The organism is Streptomyces sp. NPDC029292 (assembly GCF_055569295.1).
Genome location: NZ_JBVHXR010000023.1, coordinates 119,997 through 144,016, shown reverse-complemented (window position 1 = coordinate 144,016; position 24,020 = coordinate 119,997). Strand labels below are relative to the sequence as shown.

5 protein-coding genes are annotated in these 24,020 nt (G+C 68.8%); 1 reads left to right on the top strand and 4 read right to left on the bottom strand.

All coding sequences use genetic code 11. The features are described from left to right. Positions 1-297: 297 nt before the first annotated feature. Genes ACZ4WS_RS38750 through ACZ4WS_RS38740 form a run of 3 tightly spaced genes read right to left on the bottom strand, consistent with a single transcriptional unit; the run spans position 298 to position 3,238 of the window. Complete coding sequence (locus ACZ4WS_RS38750; protein WP_467987743.1) at positions 298-1,596, bottom strand: DUF1173 family protein; 1,299 nt, start codon at positions 1,594-1,596, stop codon at positions 298-300. Beyond that, entirely contained in the window at positions 1,593-2,801 is a 1,209-nt protein-coding gene (locus ACZ4WS_RS38745) for a hypothetical protein (protein WP_467987742.1), read from the bottom strand. The genes ACZ4WS_RS38750 and ACZ4WS_RS38745 overlap by 4 nt, the downstream gene beginning before the upstream one ends. After that, complete coding sequence (locus ACZ4WS_RS38740; RefSeq protein ID WP_467987741.1) at positions 2,798-3,238, bottom strand: hypothetical protein; 441 nt, start codon at positions 3,236-3,238, stop codon at positions 2,798-2,800. Before ACZ4WS_RS38740 ends, ACZ4WS_RS38745 begins: the two co-directional genes overlap by 4 nt. 236 nt (positions 3,239-3,474) lie before the next feature. Here ACZ4WS_RS38740 and ACZ4WS_RS38735 point away from each other — a divergent pair, with 236 nt between their 5' ends. Further along, positions 3,475-4,977 carry a hypothetical protein gene (locus ACZ4WS_RS38735; protein WP_467987740.1) on the top strand — a complete coding sequence of 501 codons (1,503 nt, stop codon included), beginning with the start codon at positions 3,475-3,477 and terminating at the stop codon, positions 4,975-4,977. A 36-nt stretch (positions 4,978-5,013) separates the two neighbouring features. On the opposite strand, the gene ACZ4WS_RS38730 is transcribed toward ACZ4WS_RS38735, so the two are convergent. Continuing rightward, positions 5,014-24,015: a UvrD-helicase domain-containing protein gene (locus ACZ4WS_RS38730; RefSeq protein WP_467987738.1), complete on the bottom strand. Its 19,002-nt coding sequence runs from the start codon at positions 24,013-24,015 to the stop codon at positions 5,014-5,016. Positions 24,016-24,020: the final 5 nt, after the last annotated feature.

The following is a 24,020-nucleotide window of genomic DNA, read 5'->3' as shown; positions in this document are numbered from 1 at the left end:
CCACCCTCGTCACGCCCCCGAACGGTGCGAGACCCGGCCAGCACGCCAAGCCACATTCCCTAGATCGACCACCAGTGACGTGACAACGGTCGCGAGGGATGGGGCGCTCTCCCCGATCAGTACGGTCGCCGCTCGGACGGCGACGACGGCCCCGTAGCCCAGAAGACAGCGGAGGGGTCAGCTACTCGGCCGTAAACGCAATGCCGCGTAGCTATGGTCAGGTTTGGCTGGAACGCGGGGTGCACGCAGACCACAGCGCCACCCAACTCGCGCGTGACGCGGGTACTCCGCTCACAACTAGCGGCGCCGAACCTCAGGAATCGAGTCGCCTACGTCCCACTCGATCAACCCGGCACCTTGGCGTTGGTAGTGGGCCTGCTTCACACGCTTGCGCTGGTCATAAGACTCCCTGCCATGGATTCCGTACACCTCTACATAGGTGTGAGGGTGGGTGTCGGTGAGGACGAAGTCCGGGAATACGAGATCGCTGCCGTCGTACCGCACCGGCTTGACGTAGGCACGGCCAGCTTCGGCGAGGGCGTTGGCCATGACGACTTCATGGGAGGAGTCGGCGGGTATGTAGAGCTTGCTGACCAGCATGGCAGCCATGTCGACCACCCGGACGTTGCCCTTCGGGCTGAGTTCGACGAGGAACAGGCCGATGCGGCGGGCTCCGTGTTCGGCTGCGGCCTCGGAGAAGGCGGGACGGTATGAGCGGCGAAGCCGTTCGTCGAGGGCTGTGGTGGCGAATAGAGCGCCGCGGTGGTGAGCCAGGGCGTACCGGACGCCGTACCGGGTCGGTCGGGCATCTCTGATTTCGCCGAGGATGAGCCCCCGGAGCTGCGTGTCTCCGCGTCGTTTCAGGCGCGCGATGCGGAACGTCTCAAAGACGGCAGCGTTGCGGCGGGCGTGCTCCTCCCGGAATGGGGGCACGACGTACAGGGCCCCGGTCAACTCCTCGTGGTTGATGGAGCATCCGGCGATCTGCTCGCTCAACCGGGCGTGGCAGACCCACCAGGTGCGTCGTCGCCAGCACGGATGCCAGGCAGTGAGTTGGGCTTCCTCCCACAACCAGTGGAGAAGGCCGAGCAGGCCGACGGTACGGCGGGCGCGGCCGTCGCGTAGTTCGGTGGAGGCTTTGGCCGGCTCCGGGGCGCTCAGCTTTCGGGCGAGTGCGGCGGAGAAGCGGATCGCGACGCCGTCGTCGGACTCGTGGATGGCTTCCGTGCTGTAGGCGTCGCGGCCGGTCAGCTCCGAGGCGAGTTTGTGGAAGCTGCAGCTGGGGTCGTGGAGTTCGCCTTCGCCTGGCCATCCGGCCAGGTGGTAGCGGCCGGCCCGGCTGCAACGGATGACCAGCCGGAGGGCTGGTGTCTGGCAGAGGCATTGGCCGTGGCCAACTTCGGCCCTGGCCCGGGCGAAGAGTGCGGCGTAGTCGGTGGCGCGCTCGCGCAGCACGAACAGCGGAAGCGACTTGTCCGCGAGCCGTACCCGGTCGGCTCGGTCACCGCGGGCTGCGCCGTCACCCTGGGAGCTGTCCGTGTCCGACCGAGGGCGGCCGGGCTGGTCTCGCAGCGGGACGGCCTTCGAGGCGGTCATGTCCGCACGCCTCCGTAGCTGGGACCGGTCATCGGCCGATGGTGCTGAAGTTCTTCCTCTGCCTCGGCGTGCCGACGCCGTCGGCCGACCTGCAGCATCAGCTGGGCCGCCGCGTGGTGAGGGTCGGGGGTCTCGGCGACATCGAGCTGCTCGGCCAGGGCACGCCGTACGGCGGCCTCTTCCGCCCGCTGGCGTGCTGTGAGCCGGGAGCGACGTTGGATTTCCAGCGTGATGCGCTGCACCTCTTCCATGAGTTCCTGGACACGGTGCATCGCCTCGGCTGCGGCCTGGGGAACCGGTGCGTGTTCGGGGAGTTGCTCGGCCAGTTGTCGGAGTCCATAGGAGGCGGTCAGCGCCCGGTCCATGACCTGACCGCGTTGGCTGCTCAGCTCGCGAGGAGTCAGCAAGGCCAGAGAGTCCGCGCGCGCCAGTCGGGCCAGGGTAGCCAGCACGTCCGCCTGTCCCATGCCCTCCAGACCGGCGGCTACACCTGGCTCCAGGCGGCTCTCCTTGAGCTCGGCCGGTTCGATCCGGTCTGCCCAGGCCAGCAGGTCGGAGCGCAGCAGCGTCACGGCCTGCGGGTCCAGCCCGTAACCGGTGAACGCCGCGTCCGGGATGTCGGCCACCTGGGCCAGCCGGACGTACAGGTCTTGGCGTACCCGCGTCTCGGGGAGCTGTCGGAGCCCCGCGATTCCGCTCGCATAGTCGGCCAGGTAGGAGTCGACGTCTCCTTGCCCCAAATGCCGACTCAGCACAGTTAGGTCCACGAAGTCCTTGGCCGCCAGGCGGTGTTCAGGAGCATCCAGCTTGGCGTAGAGGAGGTCGCCCATGGCCACGACCGGCATGCCCGCGGCGGTGTGGGAGCCGAAGTAGCGCGGCATGCGGGCCATTTGAATGGTGACCGTGCCGTACTCGGCGTGCGTGACCAGCAGGTCGCTGTTCTGGTCGCATTGCGCGAGCGGGTGGAAGGCCCAGGTCCGGACCTCTTCAACTCGGTACCCGTGGGCGGCCAGCGCCCCGGCAACGGCCGCCCGCACTGCCGGTGTGTCCTGGACCTGGTCCGTGAACACGTCGATGTCGTGTGCGGGCCGGGCGCCGGCGACGCCGAGGGCATGGAGTGCCAGCGAGCCGGACAGGTGGTAGCCGTTCGGGCCGCATGCGGCCAGCACGATACGGGCGACCGCGAGCATTCCCTCGGCGTTCATGGCGCCGTCAGCTCCGTGAACCGCCGCTCCCACACCTGCACGACCGCTTGCGGGGCGAGCCGTTGGGGCCACAGGCGGAGCAGAACGTCACGGTTGATCAGCGCTGCCTGCTCTGTCGCGGTTGCGCGTACGAGGAGTCTGCGATACAGCGCGGCACACTCTGCTGCATCCGCCACGTCTACGAGCGCGGGCATCTCGCCGTCGACGAGATGACGGGGAACGTCTACGAATCCCGATCCCGGGCCCGCGAGGGCGCCGAGGTCTGCTACCACGTCGAACCCCTGGAACAGGAGAAGGTCACCTACGCCAGGCGCGGTAAGAGCGTGAGCGATGTCCGCGGGTATCAGCCCCTGGCGGGCCGCTTCGTCGATCACTCCCTGCTCGGCGCCCCGCAGGCGTGCCACGCGCGCGAAATCGGGCCGGGGTGTGCTGGCCATGTGATCCGTTCTCCTTTGGTGATGCAGCAAGTACACGTATTGATTGACTAGTTGCAGCGAAGTCGCCGGTAATCCGCGCCGTTCACCTCTAACGTCACCGAACGGCGGCTTCCCCTTGTAGAGAAGTCATCCGACTGTCGCGCCAACCCCACCACAAAATACCCCCCAGGGGTATGCAAAGGTGTGAGAGTGTGGCTTCGACCGGCTGCGATGCACGTCCCAGAACGGAGGACTTGATGACTGACTGCCCCATACTCGTGCCGACCGGTGCACCTAGCGCGTTCCGGGCACCAAGATCGCGCCGCACACGGGCGGTCGCTGCGGGAATCGCTGCACTCGTCCTCAGCGCGCTGGCCGGCTGCAGCGACGCCTCGGGCGGCGAGGCCGACCCGACAGCCGGGCCAACGCACAAGGCCGCCGCCCCCGTCCGGCTCCCGGTACCGGACGGATTCGCCACGGAGACTGGATGGAGCACGTCGGCGAGCCCCGAGGCCACCGATGCCGAGGCGGGATCCAGCGGCTTCCCCCTGGTTGCCGTCGCGCCCAAGAGCGGTCTGGTGATTCAGGCAGCCGCCGACGGCTCGCGCGTGCGTGCCTTCTCCCTCGCCAGCGGCAAGACCGTGTGGACCTTCACCCCCAAGGCCCTCATGAGTGCCCGTGCCGGTGTCTTCGTTCAGGAGGGCAATGCGAGCGAGAAGGTGCTGCTGGCCCGCCAGGGCAAGACCAGCGGAAGCGGCCTGAACACGTCGCGCCGTACGACCACGATCGATGTCATCGGGGCAGACTCGGCCAGCAAGGCGACCGCTGACCACCATCTCGACCTGGCGGCGCCTGACGACACCGCTTCCTCCTTCACGGCCACCGATTCTGGCTTCCTGGTCGGCCCGGTGACCGACGGCGTGCACGACAAGGCCGTCGCCATCGACGCGGCCACAGGCGCCCAGCGCACTGTGCAGAAGAAGACGGTGACGGTTTCCGGCTGCGGCTCGGGGTCCTGCACCGTCCATGCCTCCCCTGCCTTCGCCACCGCCAAGGGCGTCGTCTCCGCCTTCCAGCAGCAGGACGGCTGCGACCAGTGGGCCGAGGGCAGCACCCCGTGCACATACGGATTCCAGGTCGGTGATGCCTGGACCAGCACCAGCGTTGCCCCCCGCGGCATGCACATCGGCATCCCGCTCGCAGTAACCGGGCAGTACCTGGTGGCCGCCTGGCACACCAGCGACACGCAGACCGACCCGCCGGCGCTCTCCGATACGAAGAAGACCACCCTGGCGGTGCACGATCTCGCGACGGGGAAGATCAAGGCGCAGGTCAGCTGCACCTCCGCCGACGCGCTGACCCTTCAGCCCGGATCCGCGCAGTCCTCCACCCGCCTTTCGCCGAACGGTGACTTCCTTGTCTCCGGGCAGGCCGGGTTCGACCTTGCCACCGGCCGCGGGCACTGCTTCACCAGCACCGCCAGCACCAAGGGCATCGATCTGACCGCCGTGGCCGACGACGGCGCGGCGTACGGCATCGTGCACGCCGTCGACGACACGGAAGCCACCTCCCTGTACGGGCGGCTGCCGATCGCCCAGGACGGGACGGACACGCCCGAGCGCGGCGCGGCCCGCGTCAGCGTGCGGAGCGGGACGGCCAAGGCGCTGGCCGCCGGGGCCGAGGTCCCGCTGTATGTGGCGGCTGACGGGAACGGCGTCTTCCGTACCCGCGACGTGGTCGCGGTCTATCCCGCTTCCTGACCGCCCACCGCGCTGAGCCCCGAGCATCGTCGTGCCCTACCTGCGGCCGACGCCGCTCGGGGCATTTTGCTGCCCGTGAAGTCGGTGCTCGGCCTGCTCTCGCTCAGCCTGTCCCTTGCGTGTCGGGCGAGGCGCTGCTGCGGCGGAGCCCGTGGAACGCTGCGGCTGCGCGGCGACCGCCTCTTGGGCCGCTTCCATGGCGCTTGTCAGCAGATCGTCGGGGATCTGCGCCCCCCGCGCCTGGGCCGTGGTCCGCAGCGCCGCAAGGAAGGCCTCGGCGGTCAGCCCCGCCTGTGGAGAGGCTGGCGTTCCCTCGGCGGGGGCCACTCCGGCGATCCGGTCAGCAGTGGCCCGCGAGTTCGCCGCGATCGTCTGCAGGACTCCCGCGGCCCGTTCCTCGGCCGGGCTGGTCGCGGCAGACCGCGCGAAGTCCGCGCGGTCCTGCATCCGTTGAGCCTGAGCTGCGAACGTGTTCACGGTGACCGCCGACCGGTTTCCCTCGGTGGGAGTCGGCTGGCGCCGCCGTCCGACAGCCGCCTGCTCGATCTTCGATGGACCGTCCGTCGGCGTCGGCCGACGCCGACGCGGCAACTTCGGCCCCGCAGCGGCCTCCTGCTCTCCTGCTGTCGATGCCTGCCCGCGGGCAGGCATCGGCGAGGCCGGGGCGGGCGCGGCCTCCCGGAGCGTCCAGTCCCTGTTCGTCCCGCCCCGCACGTAGGCGAAGCCCTCGCCCGCCAAATGCTGAGGTACCTCGTCGCCGCGGCCCTGCAGGAAGAGGTCAACGCACTCGTTCGCCCGGCGACCGGCGTCCGTCCGGTTGCCCGGTCGAGAGTTCTCATGGTTGAGCAGGCTCATCAAGTCCCGGCGGGACAGCCCGCGATCGGGCTGGACGTCACGTCGTACTGCGGTCCTGACTTCGTCGAACCAGGCAGGGGTCAGTGGTTCGTTGACCGGCTGCCACCGAGGCGCGGGGCCGTCGGCCGCCGGGCTCGCGTCCATGAAGCTCTCCGCCTCGCCGGGCGTGACCAGGACGTCCCGGACGCCGCCTTCGCGCTGGGGCCCGACGACGCCGAGTTCCTCCATGCGCGCCAGTAGGGCGTCCGCCTCGGCGGCCGAGATGCCGTAGTCGTAGCTCAGGTCCAGAGCCAGGGTGTACTCCTTCGCCGCCACCTGGAGCACGACCGCACGGAACCGGTCCGGATCCTCCGCCAGGGTCTCGCCGGCCAGCGCGGGCTCGGTCTCTTCTGCGGAACGTCCCTCCGGGGCGGGTGCTTGCGGTGCGGTCTCCTCGCCCGCTGCGGGCGTCTGCTCGGCCGCCTCGTCGACTGCGGATTCGTAGGTGCCGAGCGGGGTGCTCACTTCCTCAGGCAGGTGACCGTGGAGGTGAGCGATGTGGTCTTCGGCAGCGTGGCGCAGGACGCGCAGCAGGTTCCACCGCAGGCCGTTTTGGCCGCCGTTCGCTGACAGCCGGTTGATCAACGCTTGGGCCCCGGATGAGATGATCTCCAATGTCCGGACCCACAACGCCCGCCCGGTGCCCAGGGTTGAGCGGTCTGCCATGAAGCGGCCTACCCCGAGCCAGCCGTTGTTGACGGCTTCGCGGGCTGCGGACCACACGGACGCGATCCGGCGCCACACCGGATGCTGCGCCAGGTCCCCGAGCCGCTCCGAGACCGCACCGTAGAGGCGGCCGATCGACCCGACACTGTTCGACAGCATCACGCGCATACGGCCCTGGTCGTCCCCGCCCGTGCTGTTCCCCGTGCCTTGGCGTCGGGCGGCGAGCCGCTCGGTGAACCAGTGCCAGGCGCGGCCCAGTTGGTCGGCCAGGTCGATGCGCTGGCCGGCGGGCAGCAGCCCGGTCAACCGGTCTGCTCGGGTCGCGGCGGCCCGGTGAAGACCCCAGACCGCCCGCCAACCACGCGAGTCCCGCTGGCCCGACCGTTCCAGGCGTCGCGCCAGGTGCATCGCTCCGTGGGAGATGGCCCGCGCCGTACGGGCTTCGATTGTCCGGTTGATGCCGTGCGCGCGGATGTCGCGCAGCGTCGTCTCCGCGTAGGTCAGCAACGCCTCCCGGACGGCGCCTCGAAGCTGCTGTCCTGCCTGGCCGATCGATCGGATCATCGTCCATTCAGGGGCGCCCCAGTAGTAGCCCGCCTCGGCCTCTGCGTTGCCCAGCGCGGCTTCGAGGGCGGCAGCGTCACCGGCCTCGACCGCCGGATCCTCAGCCGCCGGCAGGATCGGGTCTGCGTCGACGCTGGTGAGGATCCCGGACAGCGCCTGACGTGTGGCGGCGTACTGTTCCCGCAGCCGCTGTTCGTCCTCGGCGCTGAATCGCGGCCGCGGTATGGGGGCTTGCGTCTCGGCCGGAGGTTCAGCGCCCCGCAGGAGGGCGACGATGTCCTCGAAGTGCCGGTCGAAGTCGTCCTGCCCCGGAACCTCATCTCCCGTGACTGCTTCGGCCGCAGCCATGCGTTCCTCCTCGATCAGGGCCTCGTACTCCCGGTCCACTTCCATCGCTGCCAGTTCCTCGGCGGACACCGGCTCGTCTTCTTCCTCTGTACGGCGGCGAACACCCTCTTCCGGGTCCGGCTCCCACTCGGCGCTGCTGTAGACGACCCCGTTGACGACCAGGTCGTCGCCGATGACGTCCCTGAAGAATTCGAAGTCGTCGTCCGCATCTGGTTCGGCCGGCGAAGCCGTCTCCGTTTCCTGGGCCTCGGCTACAAGGCCGGCCTCCGGGGTGCTCTCGTCCTGTGCTATCGGCAGCTCGGCGACCACGGCGGTCGTCATCGGCTCGTCCGGATCGGTCGGGCCGGATTCCGCTTCCGTGTTTGCCGTGGCAGCGTCGGCCTCCAGAAGCGAAGTGGACTCCGCACTCGGCGGTTCCTGACCGAGTCCTTGCGCTTGCACGGGCGCAGCTTCGGGACCAGCAGCAGCGTTGGGGCCCTCCGCCAAACGCGTCTCTTTGAAGCGGGAGAGCAGCCTGGCCCCGTCGTGTTCGCTGTCGAGCAGGGCCTGTACGTCTGCGGTGGCCTCCAGACGGGCGAGCTGTTCCTGTGCCTGCGTGTACACCCCGAGAAGTAGCTGTCGATCTTGCTCGGAGGCGAACGCCGTGCGTGTCGCCAGGGAACGGCCGGCTTCGGCGACGGTCGTGTGCAGGCCCCGGCAGGCGCTGAGCACGTCGTCAGCCGAGGACCGCGTGGTGTCGGCTGCGAGGATGGCGTCGCGGAAGGCCGTCTGGATACGGGCCGCTTCGTTGGCTTCCGTGACCCCGGTTTCTTCCTGCAATTCCCGGGCTTCCGACAGCAGCAACTGGCCCGTGGCCGAGTTGGCCCAGGCGTCGTAGCTGCTTTCCGTTGCACAGAGGTCGTCGAGGAACTCCTCCTGGCTCGCGTACGGCAGGTGCTGCGGCACGGTGTTGGTGCCGGGTGCCGGGCCGGTGGCCTCAGTCGCCACTGGCACCTCGGACTGGTGCTCGTTGGCACGAAAAGCCTCTTCGAGCGCGGTTGAGGAGTCCGGCTCGGTAGTTGGCGATCCGGCAACGGGGGGCGTCGTCTCCCCCCCGGTTTCCGCCGCGGGGAGCGCGTCGCGTGCTGTCACTGGGGCTGCGGGTGCGGGCGCGGGCGCGGGGAAGCGTGGTGCGTCCGGGGGCAGGTCGACGAGCCCAGCCAGCGACTGCGGAAGCAGGAGGGGCTCGACGTGGTCGTCCGGGTAGCCGCCGGTTTCCCACGTGTACGGACGCAAGTCACCCGGCCCAGCGACGAGGTCTCCGACGATGAAGACTTCGGTGTCCGCGGCGACGACGGGGCTCTCTCGCACGATGAACGGCAGCCGCTCCTTGGACACATCGGTGATGCAGTCACCCGGTTTGAGCTCGCTGAGGCGGCAGACGCCGTTGCGTCGGTCGGGCAGCACTGCCCTGAGCGCGGTCACACGCTCCAACGTGGCGATGTCGGCAAAGGAGTCCTGCATGCCGTCGAAGTCGATCGGCAGCATCTGCCCCTGTTCCCAGTTCTCGGCGGCCCGGATCCGTGCGACTCGTTCGTCTGCCGTCCCCGTGAGGTGAGCCTCCAGGGCCTCCTTGATCACGGTCGCCTTGGTGTCGCTGAGGATTCGCCGTAGCTCCTTGTCGGCTGCCTTCCAGCGGCCCGACTCGCCGATGACCTCAAAGCCCCGCTCACTGCGGGACATGGCGTTCCCGGCCCGCCACGCCGCCGCCACCAGTTCACGCCGTTCCGGCGGCAGAGCCGGACGGAGCCACGCAACGACCTTGGCCAGGGTCAGCCGTCCGGCGCGGATCGGCGCCATGACGTCGTCGGAGGTCTTGACCTCGATCTCGATGGCTCCGCTTCGGGAGTAGGCGCTGGCGAACTCGTTGCCCGCCTCGTTGGAACCAGGCTCCGACGGCAGGCGAATCCAGCCCTCGTACAACTGCGGGGTCGCCCTCTTCTTCTGGTCCATTTCGAAGATCAGTTTTCCGAAGTCGAACGGGCTGATCTTGCTCAGTGCCGCGCCGATGTCCCGGTCACTCAGTGGCTCAGGTGCGCGCTCCTCCTGCTCGGCGGAGGCCGGTGCGTCGCCGGTGTTCTCGGTTGCCTTGGGAGAGAGTGCCGGAGCGTCTGTGGCCTGGGGCGCCCCAGCCGGCGGCGCCTCGTGGGTGGCGATGAGCGCGCGGAGGCGGGCGTACTGCTCGGTGACCGGCGAGTTGGACAGCTCGGCCATGCGTTCGCGGGCCCGATCCACCTGCACCTTGACCGGGGCCAGGGCCGCGTCGACGTTCGGCCACATCTGCTGGCCGTCGGGGCTGTACGCGGTGCCGGCCAGCCCCATGACCTGCTCCAGGGCATCCCGTGCGGCGGCGGGCCTGACCTTGCGACTGCGCGCGGTGCGCTCGATCGCGTCCACGGCCTCCAGGCAGAGGATCAGGGCCTGGCGAACGAGCGGGTCGGTAAGTTCCGGCAGACGGTGCGCTTCAGCAAGCTGGGTGTCGAGCGCGGCCAGTTGGTCAGGGTCGTCAGCGCGAGCCTGGATCAGCGTCTCGAAGGCGTTGAAGGCCTCGGCTGCGAGCTGGTCGATTTGAGTGCGCAGTTCTTCGGCGGCCTCCGTCACCAAGGTGTTCAGGGCGGAGTCCGACTGCGCGAGCTCGTCCTGGGTGTGCCGGAGGTTCTCCTCGAACTGAGCCCAGGGGTTGTCCTGTTCCCAAACGTCGCGTACCTGGTTGTCACCGAGAGCCTCGCGCATCTCTCGGGCGAGGTTGGGGATCTCCTTCTTCTGTCCGCGGCGGATTCCAGCAGTGCCGCGCTTTTTGATCTTTTGGTCGTCCCACGGCAAGGGCGCGATGTCCGGTTCAGCGTCCTGTGCTGTGGGGGCGGTTGTCTGTTCGCCAGCGGGCGTGTTGCCTGCCCCACGTGCGAAGAGGGACGGCTGGTCTGCGCCGTTGAGTGGTTCGCCCGGGTCCTGCAAGGTGGGGGCGGCCGTCTCGGGCTGCTCCTCGACGCTGGCCTCCGTCTGGAGGGTCCGTGCGGTCGCCTCCGTCGCGGCTTCAGTGTCGTCTGTCGGCTCAGGCTCCGCGATGGCGGCAGCGGCCTGGTGAACCGAGGCTGCGGGCTCGTTGTCTGTCGCCTCGGTGATCGCGCGCTCCGGCTGCTCTTCGGGGACGGCGTCCGGCGTCTCGGTCTCCGTGGCCTCAGGGGACGTCGGGGGCAGAGGCGGCTCCGGGGCGGCGGCGGGCTCGTCAGCGACCCCGACAGGGACGGGTGCGGTCTGCTGGGGTGCCGGGGTGGCAGTGATCTCAGTTGGGAAGGTGTCCGCGAGAGAGCCGATGGAGTGGATCCAGCCGAGGGAGCCGATGTCGAGGCGTTTCCTGGCTCGGGTCACCGTGACGTAGGCCAGGCGCAGCTTGTCCTGTGCGGGCAAGATGAGTTCGCCGGTCTTGGTGTCTTCCTTGGGCTGGGGGAAGTCGCTCCAGATCTGGACCTGGTCCCATTCGCGGCCCTTGGACTTGTGGGCGGTGGAGACGACCAGTTCGGGGCGGGTTTCCTCGTCGCGAGCTTCCTCCGGGACCAGGTCGCGGATCATGTTGATCAGGCCCTGGGGGGTGTAGCGGTCGACGAGCCGTACGAACGTCTGCAGGGTGGTCGCGTCCTCGTCGGATTCCGCGTACTCCTTGACCTCGTTCCAGTTCTCGAAGGCCGACAGCTCGGGGTGCTTGGTGCGGCGGCCCTGTTGGAGATCTCGGGCGGCCCGGGCGATGTCTTCGATGTCCCGGCCGCCGCCGACGAGTGCCACCCGCTTGCCGGCCTCGAATCCCGCGAAGACAGCGGAGATGGCACCGACGTTGGTGTGAGTCAAAATCGCATCGGGCTCTTCGACGGTTCCCAGGACGGTGTCGAGTGTGGGTGCGCCTTCCAGACGGAGGTCGGATTCGAGGAGAGCGAGGTATGCGTTGCCCACCTCGGCGACGGCGGGGCCGAACCGCCAACTCTGTGTCAAGGGCAGAACCACCTCGGCCGGCCAGTCCTGCAGAGCATCGACGGCACCGCGGAATTCGTAGATCGCCTGATTGCTGTCGCCGACGACGATGATCTGGGCGTCCTGGTCCTGGATCACCTTCTTCAACACGGGATTGATGTCCTGGGCCTCGTCGAAGAAGATCGTGTCGAAGTTCAGGCGCGGGTCTGACAGGGCCCAGATCTTGAGATAGTCGTCGTGGTCGAAGAAGATCTTGTTGCTGTTCGGATCCGCGATGTCCGCCCAGGCCCGGCGGGCGTACTCCAGCAGCGTGCGCGCGGCGGGGACGTGCGCCCACTTCTCCCCGAGGTGCTGGCGCCCGAGTTCGGCATCATCGCTCTGCCGGTAGCGGCGGAGCGCCCCCATCACGATCTTGGCGATGTCCTCGGGCCCGACGTACTGGAGGTTGCCGTCGCGGTCGCCGACCCGTATCTCAGTGGTGATGCCGAGCGCAGCCGCGACGTCCTTGGGACGCCGGGCGCCGCTGTTGCGCGAGCCAGCGATGGACACCTTGTGCCGGTAGGGGGTGTTGCGCAGATCCTGCAGGGCGAAGGAGTGGCTGGTTCGGGCGGTGACGTTGCGACCGAACTTCTGGCCCGCTTCGTCGGCGATGGACCGGTTGAAGGCGATGTAGCCGATGCGCCGTTCCAGCATCTGCGCAGCGATCATCACCAACGTGGAGGTCTTCCCGGTGCCCGCGAGCGCCTGCACGGCAACGTGCTTGCCCTCGACGGCCGCATCGATGATCGCCTGCTGCTGAGCGGTTGGCGGGTACTTCCCGCTGGCCACGGCCGCGACGGCGCCTTCTTGTGCATCCCTGGCCGCGAGGAAGGCCCGGACTTCCTCCAGGACCTGCTCCTTCTGCCCGCGCATGCCGTTGTAGCGCCAACGGCCCTTCTCATACTTGAAGTTCCGATCCCGCTTCAACAGTTCGCGAAGACCGTCTTCCGCGGGGGCGCCTGTCGTGCCCGTGACGTAGGTACCGGTCCTGTCGCTGACGATCTTGATCCGGCTCGTCCAGGGTCCTTCGGCCGCCGTCTCCGGCTCGGTTGCCGTCACGCTCTCCTCCTGTTGCTCGTCGGCCGGGGACATCGGCGCAGGTGCAGGTTCCGGCGCCGGAGCCGGTGCGGCATTCCCTCCTTGTGCGGGGCTGCTGGGGCCGACGTGACCGATGACGACGCGGTCGCCGAGGGCGCCGATCAGCTCTCGCAGAGGCGCGGCCTCTGGCTCGGGCCGGTCGGCCCGCTGCTGGGTATCCCGAGCGGCTACGCCTGTGGAGGGGTCGTTCTCGGCGGCGAGCGGCAGCCGTCCCAGGGCCTGCGTATAGGGCAGCTGGACGAGTTCCTCCACCTGCTTCCAGGTCAGGCCGTCCCCAAGGGGCAGCAGCCGGGCGTTGGTCCGATGAAGCAGGTCACGGGGGAACACCGTGAACCCGGTCTTGGAGGTGAGGTTGAGTTCGCTCTCCGGGGCGATCAGGACACCGTGCAGCAAGTCGCCGTACCGCCGGTCTTCCTCAGCGGCCTGAAGCAGGATCACGGCGTCGGGGATCACACCGTTGGGAAACGTGAGGGTGGCCACGACACCGAACTGGATCTCCGCGTCATTCGGGGGGCGTTCGTCGTAGCGAGGCAGTGCACCAAGATGCTCCTGGGTGAGCGGTTCGACCGCGATACTCAACAGCTGCTGAGCGTCGATGAGTGCAGGCGGAGCGGGAGCGATCTGTTGGGGAGCATGGACGGTGGCCTCGTCCGGGGCGGCGGTCACCGCCGCGGCGGTCTGTTCCTCGGCCGGGTCTGCCTGATCCGCAAAGGCGGGCCTCTCGGTCGGCGCGAGCGCCTCCGGCGTGCGCCGGTTGCCCTCGTCTGCGCCGGTCATGGGAAGGCACCGCACCGCCTCCTCGTACGGCAGCGCGGCCAGGGCCTCGGCTTCTGCCCAGGGGATCGGGCGTGCGAGCGGCAGTACGCGGGAGTCGGGCAAGAACAGCAGGTCTTCGGGAGTCCAACGGGCATCCACACTGCTGCCGACGTGATCGTTCGCCGGCACGATCTGCGCCCCGTACACGAGGAGATCGTCGCCGTCGTCCTCTACTTGTTGCAGCAGCAGGAGCGCGTCGCCAACCTGTCCGTCGCGGAAAGGCAGTGTCGCCAGGACGGCGAGACTGACGTCTTCACCGGGTCGGTGCTCGGGACCGCGGGGCAGCGACTGCAGGTGCTCTTCGGTCAGGGAAGGCCCGGTGAGCGTACCGGTCGAGGCCTCGCTGACCGCCTGGGCCGAGGGCCCGGCGGTGTTGCTGTTGCGCGGAGCGGTCGCCGCGCTGGCTTGGCGGGCTGCGCCTGCTTCGGCGGGCTGATCGGTCGGCTCTGCAGCCACGGCTGCATACACCTGTTCGAAGGCGGCTTCCGCGTACTGCTCCTCCAGTTCCTGGCGGGTGTATTGGAACCAGTCCCGGAACCTGTCACCTCCTGCGCCTGTTGCCGACAGATCGGCGTCGCTGAGCCAGGCCATGAACAGCTGACGGGCTTCCTCGCGGGGCCGCCCGTCCACCAGCAGCGCCCGCAGGTGGTCATCGGCGAGGGCCGCTCGCACCGCCCGTTCCTGGGCGTCGTCGCGCATTCCGGCGGCCCATCGGGCGCTCTCGGCCTGAAACTCGGCACGCTTCCGCTCGCGTTCGCTCTCGCCGTCGGCGGGCGAAGCCGCCGGCTGCTCATCGGGGACGGGCTGGGCGGGCTCTTGCGGCACGGGGGCCACGGCCTGCGCACGCAGTTCCCGGTGTGCACGGGGGCATGCCAGATCGAGGACCTGGCGGCGTCCGTCCTCCTTGAGGTAGGTCCACAGCAGGTGTTCTGAGCCGCCGTCCGTGATCAGTTCGTCGGCGGCGGTCGCGAAGACAGCGAGGAAGTCGGCCTGTTCGTTGGCGTGCGCGGCCTGGACCAGGGCAGGGTTCTCGCTCGCTGCGTTCACCAGCCACGCCGCGACGTCCTCGGGGTCGGGGGCCATGGAGTCGCGCAGCAGATCGCGGACCGTTTGCTGGATCACCGCGCGCACGGCGGGAGCGTTCCAGGCCGCGGCTACCGGACTGTCGGGCAGGTGCTCGCTGAGCCAGGCGTCGACCTCCTCGTCGGACACGAGTGATTCGGCAAGCTTCGCCGGTCGTTCCAGGAGGGGCAGCGCGGTATGAGCGGGCAGTGTCAGGCCCGGTATGTCCGCGCCGCTCAGGTCGGGAACCTCTTGGGCGGCGCCGGTGCGCTCTGCGGGGAGGGCGACGTTGACCAGCAGGTGTCCCGCGGCGCTCCTGGCCGCCACGGTGATCTCGATGCGCCGCTGCTGCACCTTTGCCTGTTCATGCCCAGCCGTCTGGCCGGTTGGCACGGAGGCCTGCTCGTCCTCACGCACGTCGGGATGACGGGCGCTGTCCGGTGTGGGGTCGGTCTCCTGTACGACCGGTTCCGAGCGTTCGCCCTCGGTCTGTGCTGCCGGGAGGGCAGGAGTCCCGAAGATCTCCTGCCAGTCGTCTCCCTGTTGGGCGGTAGCGGTGATACGCGAGGCCAACTGCACGGCGAACTGTGTCATCTTGCGGAAGTGGCCCATCACCACGGGGGCCCGGTAGCGCTCCTCCTCCAGATTCCGGGCGAGGACCAGGACGGTGTGGGCGAGCTTGGTGCAGCGCTCGACCACGGTGTTGGCCGGATGCGTGAACGGATCACGCACTCGCCCCACTGGCCCGTCGCACAGCTCCTCCATAGCCAGCCAGACCGCCTGGCCGTCCGGGCGGGTCTGCACTCCTTGGTCTGTGAGGCCCCGTCCGATCAGACGTCGGCCCGCCGGGGTGTCTTTGAGCCCCGAGAGCGCGCCGTACATCTCCCAGAAGTCGTGCTGGGCATCGTCCTTCGACGTGTACGGCTGACCAACGGGGATGACGATCTCGGGAGCCGTGTCCTGTTCGGGCTCCTCGACCATGCGGAACCGGCGTCCCATGCGGGTCAGCTCGTCGGTGAGATTCCGTACGTGGAGGTCCCGCGTGGGGCGGCTCATGTTCCGCTTCAGGTACCAGAATCCCTGGTTGCGGCTCCACCGGAATTTGTGGCGGTCCAGAGCAGCACGTACGGGCGCGTCGGAGTCCTCGCTGGTGGTGCCGCGGACCACGGTGCCCCGGTAGTGGTGCTCGATCTCCAGGACGGTGCCGGTGGACGGAGGGGTTTGTTGCGGTTCGGGAGCGGGGCCATTTTCGGCGTCGAGCCGCTGACGGCGCTGGGCAACGCCTGCCTGCACGGCGGCGACGGTCTCCGGGCGTGCGGTGGAGGCCCGGCAGGCGACTGCGTGTTCGTAGGAGTGGCGGACGAGGTCGTCCAGCCGTTTGGCGTCGTCGGGATGCCGGTAGTCGCTGGCGCGCAGGTTCAGCGCCAGGTCGTACGCTGCGTGCGCCATCGCCGTCACGTGCCGGTTGACCTCGTCCAGGGTCTCGGCGGCGAGTGTGACGAAATCGGCGGCATACCGGGTGTCCCGGGCGGCGTCGAGGGCCTCGCGGGCTGCGGACCCTTCAGGCGTGCTGTCGAGCAGCGCCTTGGCGGTGTCGCTTGCCATCCACCAGTTCCACGCGGATTCCGCCTTGTTGGCGCCGCCGACGAAGTCGTCGGCTGCCTCGTACGGAATCTCCTCCATGCCCAGCTCGTGGGCCGCGAGGCGCTGCTGGTGCTGGAAGGCCTTGCGGGCCAGGTCGCGCAGCGCGTACCGGCTGACTCCGTCCTCGGCCTCCCCCGCGGCGCCGAGGGCGTAGGAGGTGACCTCCATCCAGTCGGTCAGAGCTGAGGCGACCGTGTCGTGTGGCCGGCGCAGCATGAGCATGGCTCCGCGCAACTGGTCGGAGTACGGCCCGCCATGGTCGTCGTAGGCGTGCGGCCACTTCGGGAAGCTGTCGAAGATGTCAGACAGAGCACGGGCAATCTCGGTGCTGTCCTGGTACCAGGGAGCAGTCAGCCGGAGTGGGTCGTCGTGGTCGAGGACGGCGGCGTGGTCGTCGTCGAGGTCGGCTGCGTCCAGGAGCAGGTCGGCGAGGTCGTTACGTCGTGCCTGCATACGGGCCAGGTGGCGCTCCGTGTACTGGACGGCCTTCTGAGCAGCCGCCCTCACGTCGTGACGGGGGTCGTCAGCGAGCTGTACAGCGGTCTCGGCGAGGCGGTCGTAGGGGCTGAACACGTCGGCGGGCGTGTCCGGCTCACTCTCGATGACCGCCGCGGCAGCCGCGGCGGCCTCGTGGTGTGCCGGTGTCGAGCCCGGGGAGTCGCTCTCGTGTCGTGCGAGGACTTGCCGGAGCTGCTCGGCGGCCATAGCTACGTAGTGGCGTCCGCCGACCAGTTCCGCGGCGTCCGCGTAGCCTTCGAGGACGATCGCGAGGTTCGCCACCTTGGTCAGTGCCGAGCCGAACCCCTCGCCCCCCGCGCCCACCGCACTGGCCAGCGGGGCGGAAGCTGCGGCTACGGGGGTCTCGGTCTGCGGATCGGTTGTCGAATCCGGCTCCGGTGAGGGGGCGGCGCTCGTCTCCGGTTGCGGTGCTGGTGTGGTCGTCGCGGCGGACGACGGCTCAGGGGTGGCCGGTTGGCCTGTAGCGAGCTCAACGGAGAACCGCAGACCGTCGGGGCCGGAGACCACGAGTCCGTCCTCGGTTGCTTCCAAATCCGTACCATCGGCGGCAAGTTGCGCCAGGCCGGCCGCAAGGTCACGGCCGCTGACCGGGCCGGCGCGGAGGCCCCGGGGCCCGGAGATGGTGTACTGGTCCCACGGGAGGATGCCGGGGATGAATTCCACGGCGTCTTCGTCGAGCGTGAGAGGTTCTGGGGAGCGGACCCACTGCTGGTAGGCGTCGCTGCTGCGGTCTTCCACGGTGCTGCGGTACCGGGATGCGTGGTCGCGCAGGCCCGTATAGATCTCCCAGTTCCCCTCGGTGCTCCGTCCGTCTTCCCGCTCCCATTGTTCGACCACGGAACGGCATTGGTCGGCCAAGCGCAGCAGGTGCGCCCAATCAGTTGCCAACTCCACGCCGAGGAGGCGGGCGATCCGGCCCGTTCGGCTGGAGGTCATCGCGGTGTCGGCCGCCGCCATCAGGCCGTCCGCCCGTTCGCCTGTGGCCAGGCGCCGGGCATGGTCGGACGCCCATCGGCGGTAGGCGGTCAGTGCCGCTTGCTCGGCGGCCCAGGCCTCGGATCGGTCGGTGTAGGGGGTGTTCGGTACGTGCCCGGGTCCCTGGGTGGTCGCGTGTGGTGTCGTCGCTGGGACATGCTCCGGTTCGGCTGCGGAGTCGGGGGGTTCCTGTACTGTCCGGGCGGTGTCTGCCGTGGGTGCTCTGTCCTGACGGTCATCTCCTGCGGCGGGCGGGTTCTCGGCCGGCGCGCCTGGGGACGCGGAGGCTCCGTCATCTGGTGTCTGTTCCGGGGCGCGGGCGCGGGACAGTTGCGGGGCATCGGCCAGTTCGGCGTCGGCCGCGGTTTCCTGCTGTGTTCGGCCCGGCTGGGGACGGTCGGCCGTGTCAGGGTGGGCCCATGGCGCGATCTCATAGAAGCGCACCCGCATCGCCTGCCGGAAGGCGGTTTCGTCGCCATCACCCGTGAGGGCGGCCTTCAACGACGTGGCCCGGCTTTCGAGTTGGTCGGTCAGCCAGGCATCGAACAGGTCACCGGCCTGGCTGCCGTTGACGCGCAGAGCACGCTGGGCGTCCTGAATGAGCTGGTCGATGGCCGCCTCGTACGCCTGGGCCACGCTGGCAGGAAACTCTTCGGTGAGCGGTGTGACCTTCACCGACCCGATGGGTCCGGTGATCACGACCGCGCCCGTGGCGTCCGGTTCGATCGCGACATCCGACCCGTCATGGCCGAGCTGTTGCACGATGTCGTTGAGGAACGTGCCTCGCGAGTCGCTGAGGGTTCCGCCGAGCATGGTGTGCTGATACCAGCGGTCTGGATCGAACGGTCCGCCCCCCTCGGGCGAAGAGGCGCCGGGCGCCGTTTGACGTGAAGGGGAAAGATTCGCTGGTGCTGTGGTCGGCCGTGCAGGGCGTCGTCGGCCTTCCAACGGGGCGATGGAAGTGGCGTGCTCGCGGGCGGAGCGGGCCACCTTCTCGGTGAGGTCCCTCATCGCGCGCCCGGTCGCGTTGAGCCGGAAGCGTGGAGAGTCCAGGTGGGACAGGAAGTCCTCGCAGGCGCGAGCAAGACCATGGAAGAGATCCCGGGCCCACGGATCGCCGCCGGGCGCAGGGGGCTCGTCGGCGGACTCACTTGCATGGTGCAAGGCCTCGGTCAGCTCATTCCCGGCCTGCTCCATCTGACGGGCCAGTTCCTGGCCCCGGCCGGACATCCCCTCGACGACGTCCAAGTTCTGCCAGGCGGCGAAGTCCGCCAAGACGGCGTCTTCACCCGCAACGGCGGCAGCCTCATCGGGATACGGCTGCGGGACCGAGGCGACATGGCCAGGTTCTCCGCCCGGACTGGTCGCAGCGCGTTCCGTCGTACCGGCATCCGAGCCGGCGGGCGCGGCATCTGGCGTGGCCCGGGCGCGCGTGCCGTCGGCCAACGCGTCCAGGAGTCCGCGGGTGGTATCGCTCAGGTCGTCGGGCGTGAGGGTCGCCGGATCGACCTCGATCCAGCCGTCGGTGGAGCCGCCCGCCATGACCATGGCGTCGTGGACCGCTGCGTCGACCAGGTCGGCGCCGGGTTCGGTGACCGCCGCATCGTGGACTTCTGGCTCGTTTGTTTCCGCGGCTCCCTGCACGCCGAGGGCTTTGGTCAGCTTGCGGTGCTGGGCCTCGATCTTGTCGAGTTCGGCTTGCTGCGGGAAGGGCTTGCCGACCAGTTCCTTGGCCCGCGCGATGTTCGCCTCGATCCGGGCGATGTGCTGCTCTGCCTTGGCGTGAACGGTCTCCAAGCTGTCCAGGGCGTTTTCCAGCTTGCGGATCAGGCCGACGCGATCTTGTTTGGCCAGGCCGCTAGCCGACAGCCAGATGGTGTCGACGGGAACGTCCTGGAAGGACACCCCCACGATCAGGCCCTCGAAGCTGCGCTCTACGAGGGCGTGGACGGGGATGCCGCCGAGTTTCCCGACGGCGGCGTCCTGCGGTCGGCCGCCGGCGTTGACCGAGGAGCGGACAAGTCGTTCGAGTCGCTGGGCCAGCGCCTCGCCGGCCTCCCGGCGCTCGTCGTAGGCGCGGCCGTCGACGGTCATCGTGAAGGCGTCGCCTCGGGTGGCGGTGCGCCGCTCCATGGCGGCCTGGGCCTCCTGCATGCGAGCGTTGAGGTCCTGGACGCGCCGTCGCCCCTGCTCGCCGGTGACTTCGTAGGCGAATTGCTCGTCGTGCCACATCTGCTGGTCCAGGCGCAGTTTGGCGAGCATGCCTTCGACGCGCTCCAGCTGTTCCAGCTCTGGCTTGTCCGCGGCGACGGCGAACATCACGCCAGCGGGGATGCGTCCGTCGTCGCCGTCCTCGGCGGCTTCCAGGATGCGGCTGGTGTCGTTGATGTCGAGGATGGCCTCGGCGAACGCCTGCTTGGTGGCGACCTTCTGCCACAGGAAGGGGTCGTACGACTTCTTGGTGACGATCGCGGTGTGGTGGATTGCCTTGTTCTGGTTGCCCTGGCGTTTGCCTCGCCCCAGGCTCTGGATGATCGGTGTGGCCTTCCAGGTGGGGTCGATCTGCATCACGTGGATGACGCGTTTTTGCAGATTGCGGCCCGTGCCCAGGCCGGAGCGGCTGCCGACCAGCACGGCGATCCGTCCCTCGCGGGCGTCCTTGTCGAGCCGGGCCTTCTGCTGCGGGTTTTTCGCCTCTTGGTCGAAGCGGATGAGGCTGCCCGGCATGCCGCGAGCGGTCAGCGCCTCTCGCAGCGCCTCGTAAAAAACGAACTCCTTGTCCGGGCCGGGCACGCCGAGGTCACAGAAGGCGAGTTGCAGGCTGCCGCGGTTGGGTTCCTCGTTGCCGTCGTCGTCGTAGTAGACGTCGTCCTTATGCAGCTGCCAGAGGCGGAACAGCTCGTCGGCGGCGACGTCGACCTTCTGGGCTTCGTCGGTGCTCTTGTTGACCAGCCGTACGTCGAGCGAGGCCAGGCGCCCGTCCGTGGAAATCCACAAGGTGTTGTCCTCGACCAGCTTGCCCTTGCGGTTGTACTTCAGGTCCGGGCTGCCGAGGCGGATGCCCATCATCCGCTTGCCCAGCGACTGCATGAGCTGGCGCAGTTCCGGAGAGGCCTCGGCTTCCAGGATCCGCATCTCGCCGCCGATGATGGCGGGTTCGCCGAGCTGGAGATCGCGCTTGAGTTTGACGTCGGCGACCGTGAACAACACGCGTTTGAGCTCGGTCTGGTTGACGTAGCGGGCGTAACGGGCGCGAGTGGAGAAGGAGTTGCCGTCCGGGCTCATCTCGACCCGGTTGACGGGCTGGATGTAGGTGGAGACGAACTGGTCGTCCTCCTCGATGCCCCATTCGTCGCGCAGCAGGTCAGGGGCGAGGTATTTAATGGCGGTCAGGATCTCCATCGGGGAGTTGTCCACCGGCGTGGCGGTGGCGTGGGTCGTGACCCGGCCGCCGTAGTTCTTGCGCAGGTAGGACAGCTTCATGTCCATGTCCGCGGTGATCTGGTTGCCTTCGAGGGCGAGTTCGCGGATAGAGGAGATCACCCGGAGGTTCTTCAGGGTGTGCGCTTCGTCGTAGAAGATGTACGTCGAGCCGGTGCGCTCGAACTCGACGCCCGAGTCGCCTGGCGTCTTGAGTTCGTCCTCGATCCGCCCTTTCAGCGTGGCGATCTGGTTCTCGATGTCCTTGACGGTGTACTTGTCGTCGCCATCGGCGTTGTCGAGGTGCGCCTCCAGGCGCTTGACCTCCCGGTTGATGTAGTCCAGGCGGGCTGTTTTGGACATCGGGATCTTTTTGAACGCGGTGTGGCTGATGATGACCGCGTCCCAGTTGCCGGTCGACCAGCGGGCAACGAACTTGTGGCGGCGTTCTCCAGTGAGGTCGGAGGAGTCGGCCACCAGGATCCGGGCCCGCGGGTAGGCCTGGAGGAACTCGCGCTGGAACTGGCCCAGAACACCCTTGGGCACCGCGTAGACCGGCTTCTTGGCCAAGCCGAGACGGGTCAGTTCCATCCCGCCGACGATCATTTCGAGGGTCTTGCCAGCACCAGTGCCGTGGTAGAGCCCGACGCCGTGCTTGGATGCGCGGATCCGGGCGACCGCAGCCTTCTGGTGGGGGTGCAGGGTGTAGGCCTTGGACAGTCCTGGGGCCGTGATCTGCACGCCGTTGTAGGTCGGGGGGACGATGGCGTTGTAGCGGTCGTTGTAGTACCGCAGCAGGGTTTCGGCCCGGTCGGGGTCCTCCCACAGCCACATCCGGAAGCGGTCGTCCAGCTGCTTGGACTTCGCCAAGGCGAAGGCCGTCGCCTGCCGGTCCGTCACCACCTGTCCGTCGGGCGGTATTTTCTTGGTGACCAGGATTTCCTGGTTGTTGAGCAGGTTGCTGGCAATGGCTTGGGCGGAGCGGGCCTGGGTACCCCAGACGGTGCGGGCCAGCAGGCTGCTCGCGTCGCCGCCCTTGACGCTCCAGCGGGCGCCGAGGTTGCTGACCTTGATGTCGTCGTCTTCCAGGATTTCGCGCAGGAACTGCTGTACGTACTTGGCGCTGACCCAGGCGGCGCCGAGCCGGCTCTGGATCTCCGCGGGCTGCAGGTCGCGGGGGATGACCTCGCGCAGGGCCTCGACGTTGACGGCGAACGTGGGGTCCTTGGCCGCGGCTTTCTCGGCTGCGGCGAGCTTGCGGCGAACGTTGCCCGACAGGTACTCCATGCGGCGCACCAGACCGCCGGCCGGATCGTCGTAGACGAGGGTGCCCAGCGCCTCACGTGCTGCGCGTTCGCTGTCCAGGCCGAGCAGGGCGGCCACGATGTCGAGGCGGATCTCGTTGTGCTGGTCCCAGCAGATCAGCGCCGCGTCTTCCGGGCTCTCCGCCCGGGTCAGCGGCTCGGGCGGGGCCACGACCCGCTTGGCGAACAGGTCGGCCTTCGTCGCACCCTGGTGGTCCTCGTCGAACTTCTCCAGCGCGAAGACGTACGGGGCGAAGGGATCGTTGCGGAACCCGCCCATGCGCGGGTAGGTCCGGCGCTCGGTCGCGTTGTCATCCTGCGCTGCTTCGCCGGACGGCGGGTTGTTGACCTTGAAGCGGTTGATCGGGCCGAACCGTGCCACGTACGCGTCGTAGCGGCGGTTGAGTTCGGCCCGCAGCTGCGTCATGCGCGGGGTGATGAGGTGGTGCTCGGACTCCTCGTCCAGCAGGGCCACCGCGATGTCGCGCAGGCCGATCAGCTCGCGTAGTTCCCTGGCCTGCGCCTTGGCAGGTACGTGCGGGACGGGCCGGCCGTTGCGGATCTCGGTGAAGGTGCCCTCGGGGCCGAGTTCCAGCAGTCCGTCGTACTTCTCCAGCGCCCCGTGGAAGACCATCCGCTCGGTGAACGTGCGGCCCGTCTCCTGGGCACGCTGCGCCACCTGGTCCAGGGCTGCGGCGAGGGCGGTGTCCACCGGCTGGTCTGGTTGCACGACGAGATCGGGGCCGTGCCGGGCGATGTCGGCCTTGGGTGTGCCGAGCACCATCTCCGGGTGCTGCACGAAATAGTTGTTGATCTCGATGGGCTGCGGTGCCACGCCCTGCCGCGAGCCGGGCAGGACGGTCGGCTCGATGTCCAGCCAGTCGGCTTCGGCGGCGGGCTCTGACTCGGCGCGGCGCCGGAAGATGAGCATGTCGGTCACGACCGGTGTGCCGGCGGCCTCCTGGTGGGCGCCGCTGGGCAGGCGGACCGCGCCGAGGAGGTCGCCCAGGGCGGCCATGCGCTCCCGGGCCTCTTTGTGGGTCTGGTCGGTGCCGTCGAGGGTGTAGCGGCTGGTGATCAGGACGACGATGCCGCCGGGTCGGGTGAACTCCAGGCTTTTGAGGATGAAGTGGTTGTGGATCGAGTGGCGCCGCCCGGGGTTGTACTTGCGGTCGGTGACCTTGTACTTGCCGAACGGGACATTGCCAACAACGACGTCGAAGTCCTCTTCGGGTGGCCGGGTGTCGGCGAAGGACTCGGTGAGGATCTGCGCGTTCGGGTAGAGGGCACGGGCGACGGCTGCGGTGATGGGGTCGACCTCGACGCCGAGGATCTCGGCGTCGGCGGGGGCATCGGCGAGGAAGCGCCCTGCGCCCACGCCGGGCTCCAGCACCCGCAGTTGGGCTCCGGCCGGCACACCGAACCGCTGCAGGGCCTGCCAGACGACGCGGGCGTAGGCAGGATCGGTGTAGTGGGCGTTCAGGGTCGAGGAGCGGGCCTTGGCGTACTCGTCGTCCGACAGGATGTCCCGCAGATGGGCACGTTCGGCCGCGAACGTGGCGGCGAACTTCTTGCGCTCGTCGAACAAATACGGGGTGGCGCCCCAGCCCGTCCACTGCTGGAGCACCTGCCGCTCGGCCTCGGTGGCCGGCCGGTTCTCCGCCCGCAGCCGCAGCACGACGTGCACGGCCG

Coding starts and splice junctions, on each gene's coding strand:
- ACZ4WS_RS38750 (WP_467987743.1), bottom strand. CDS start 1,596: ATGACCGCCTCGAAGGCCGTCCCGCTGCGAGACCAGCCCGGCCGCCCT.
- ACZ4WS_RS38745 (WP_467987742.1), bottom strand. CDS start 2,801: ATGAACGCCGAGGGAATGCTCGCGGTCGCCCGTATCGTGCTGGCCGCA.
- ACZ4WS_RS38740 (WP_467987741.1), bottom strand. CDS start 3,238: ATGGCCAGCACACCCCGGCCCGATTTCGCGCGCGTGGCACGCCTGCGG.
- ACZ4WS_RS38735 (WP_467987740.1), top strand. CDS start 3,475: ATGACTGACTGCCCCATACTCGTGCCGACCGGTGCACCTAGCGCGTTC.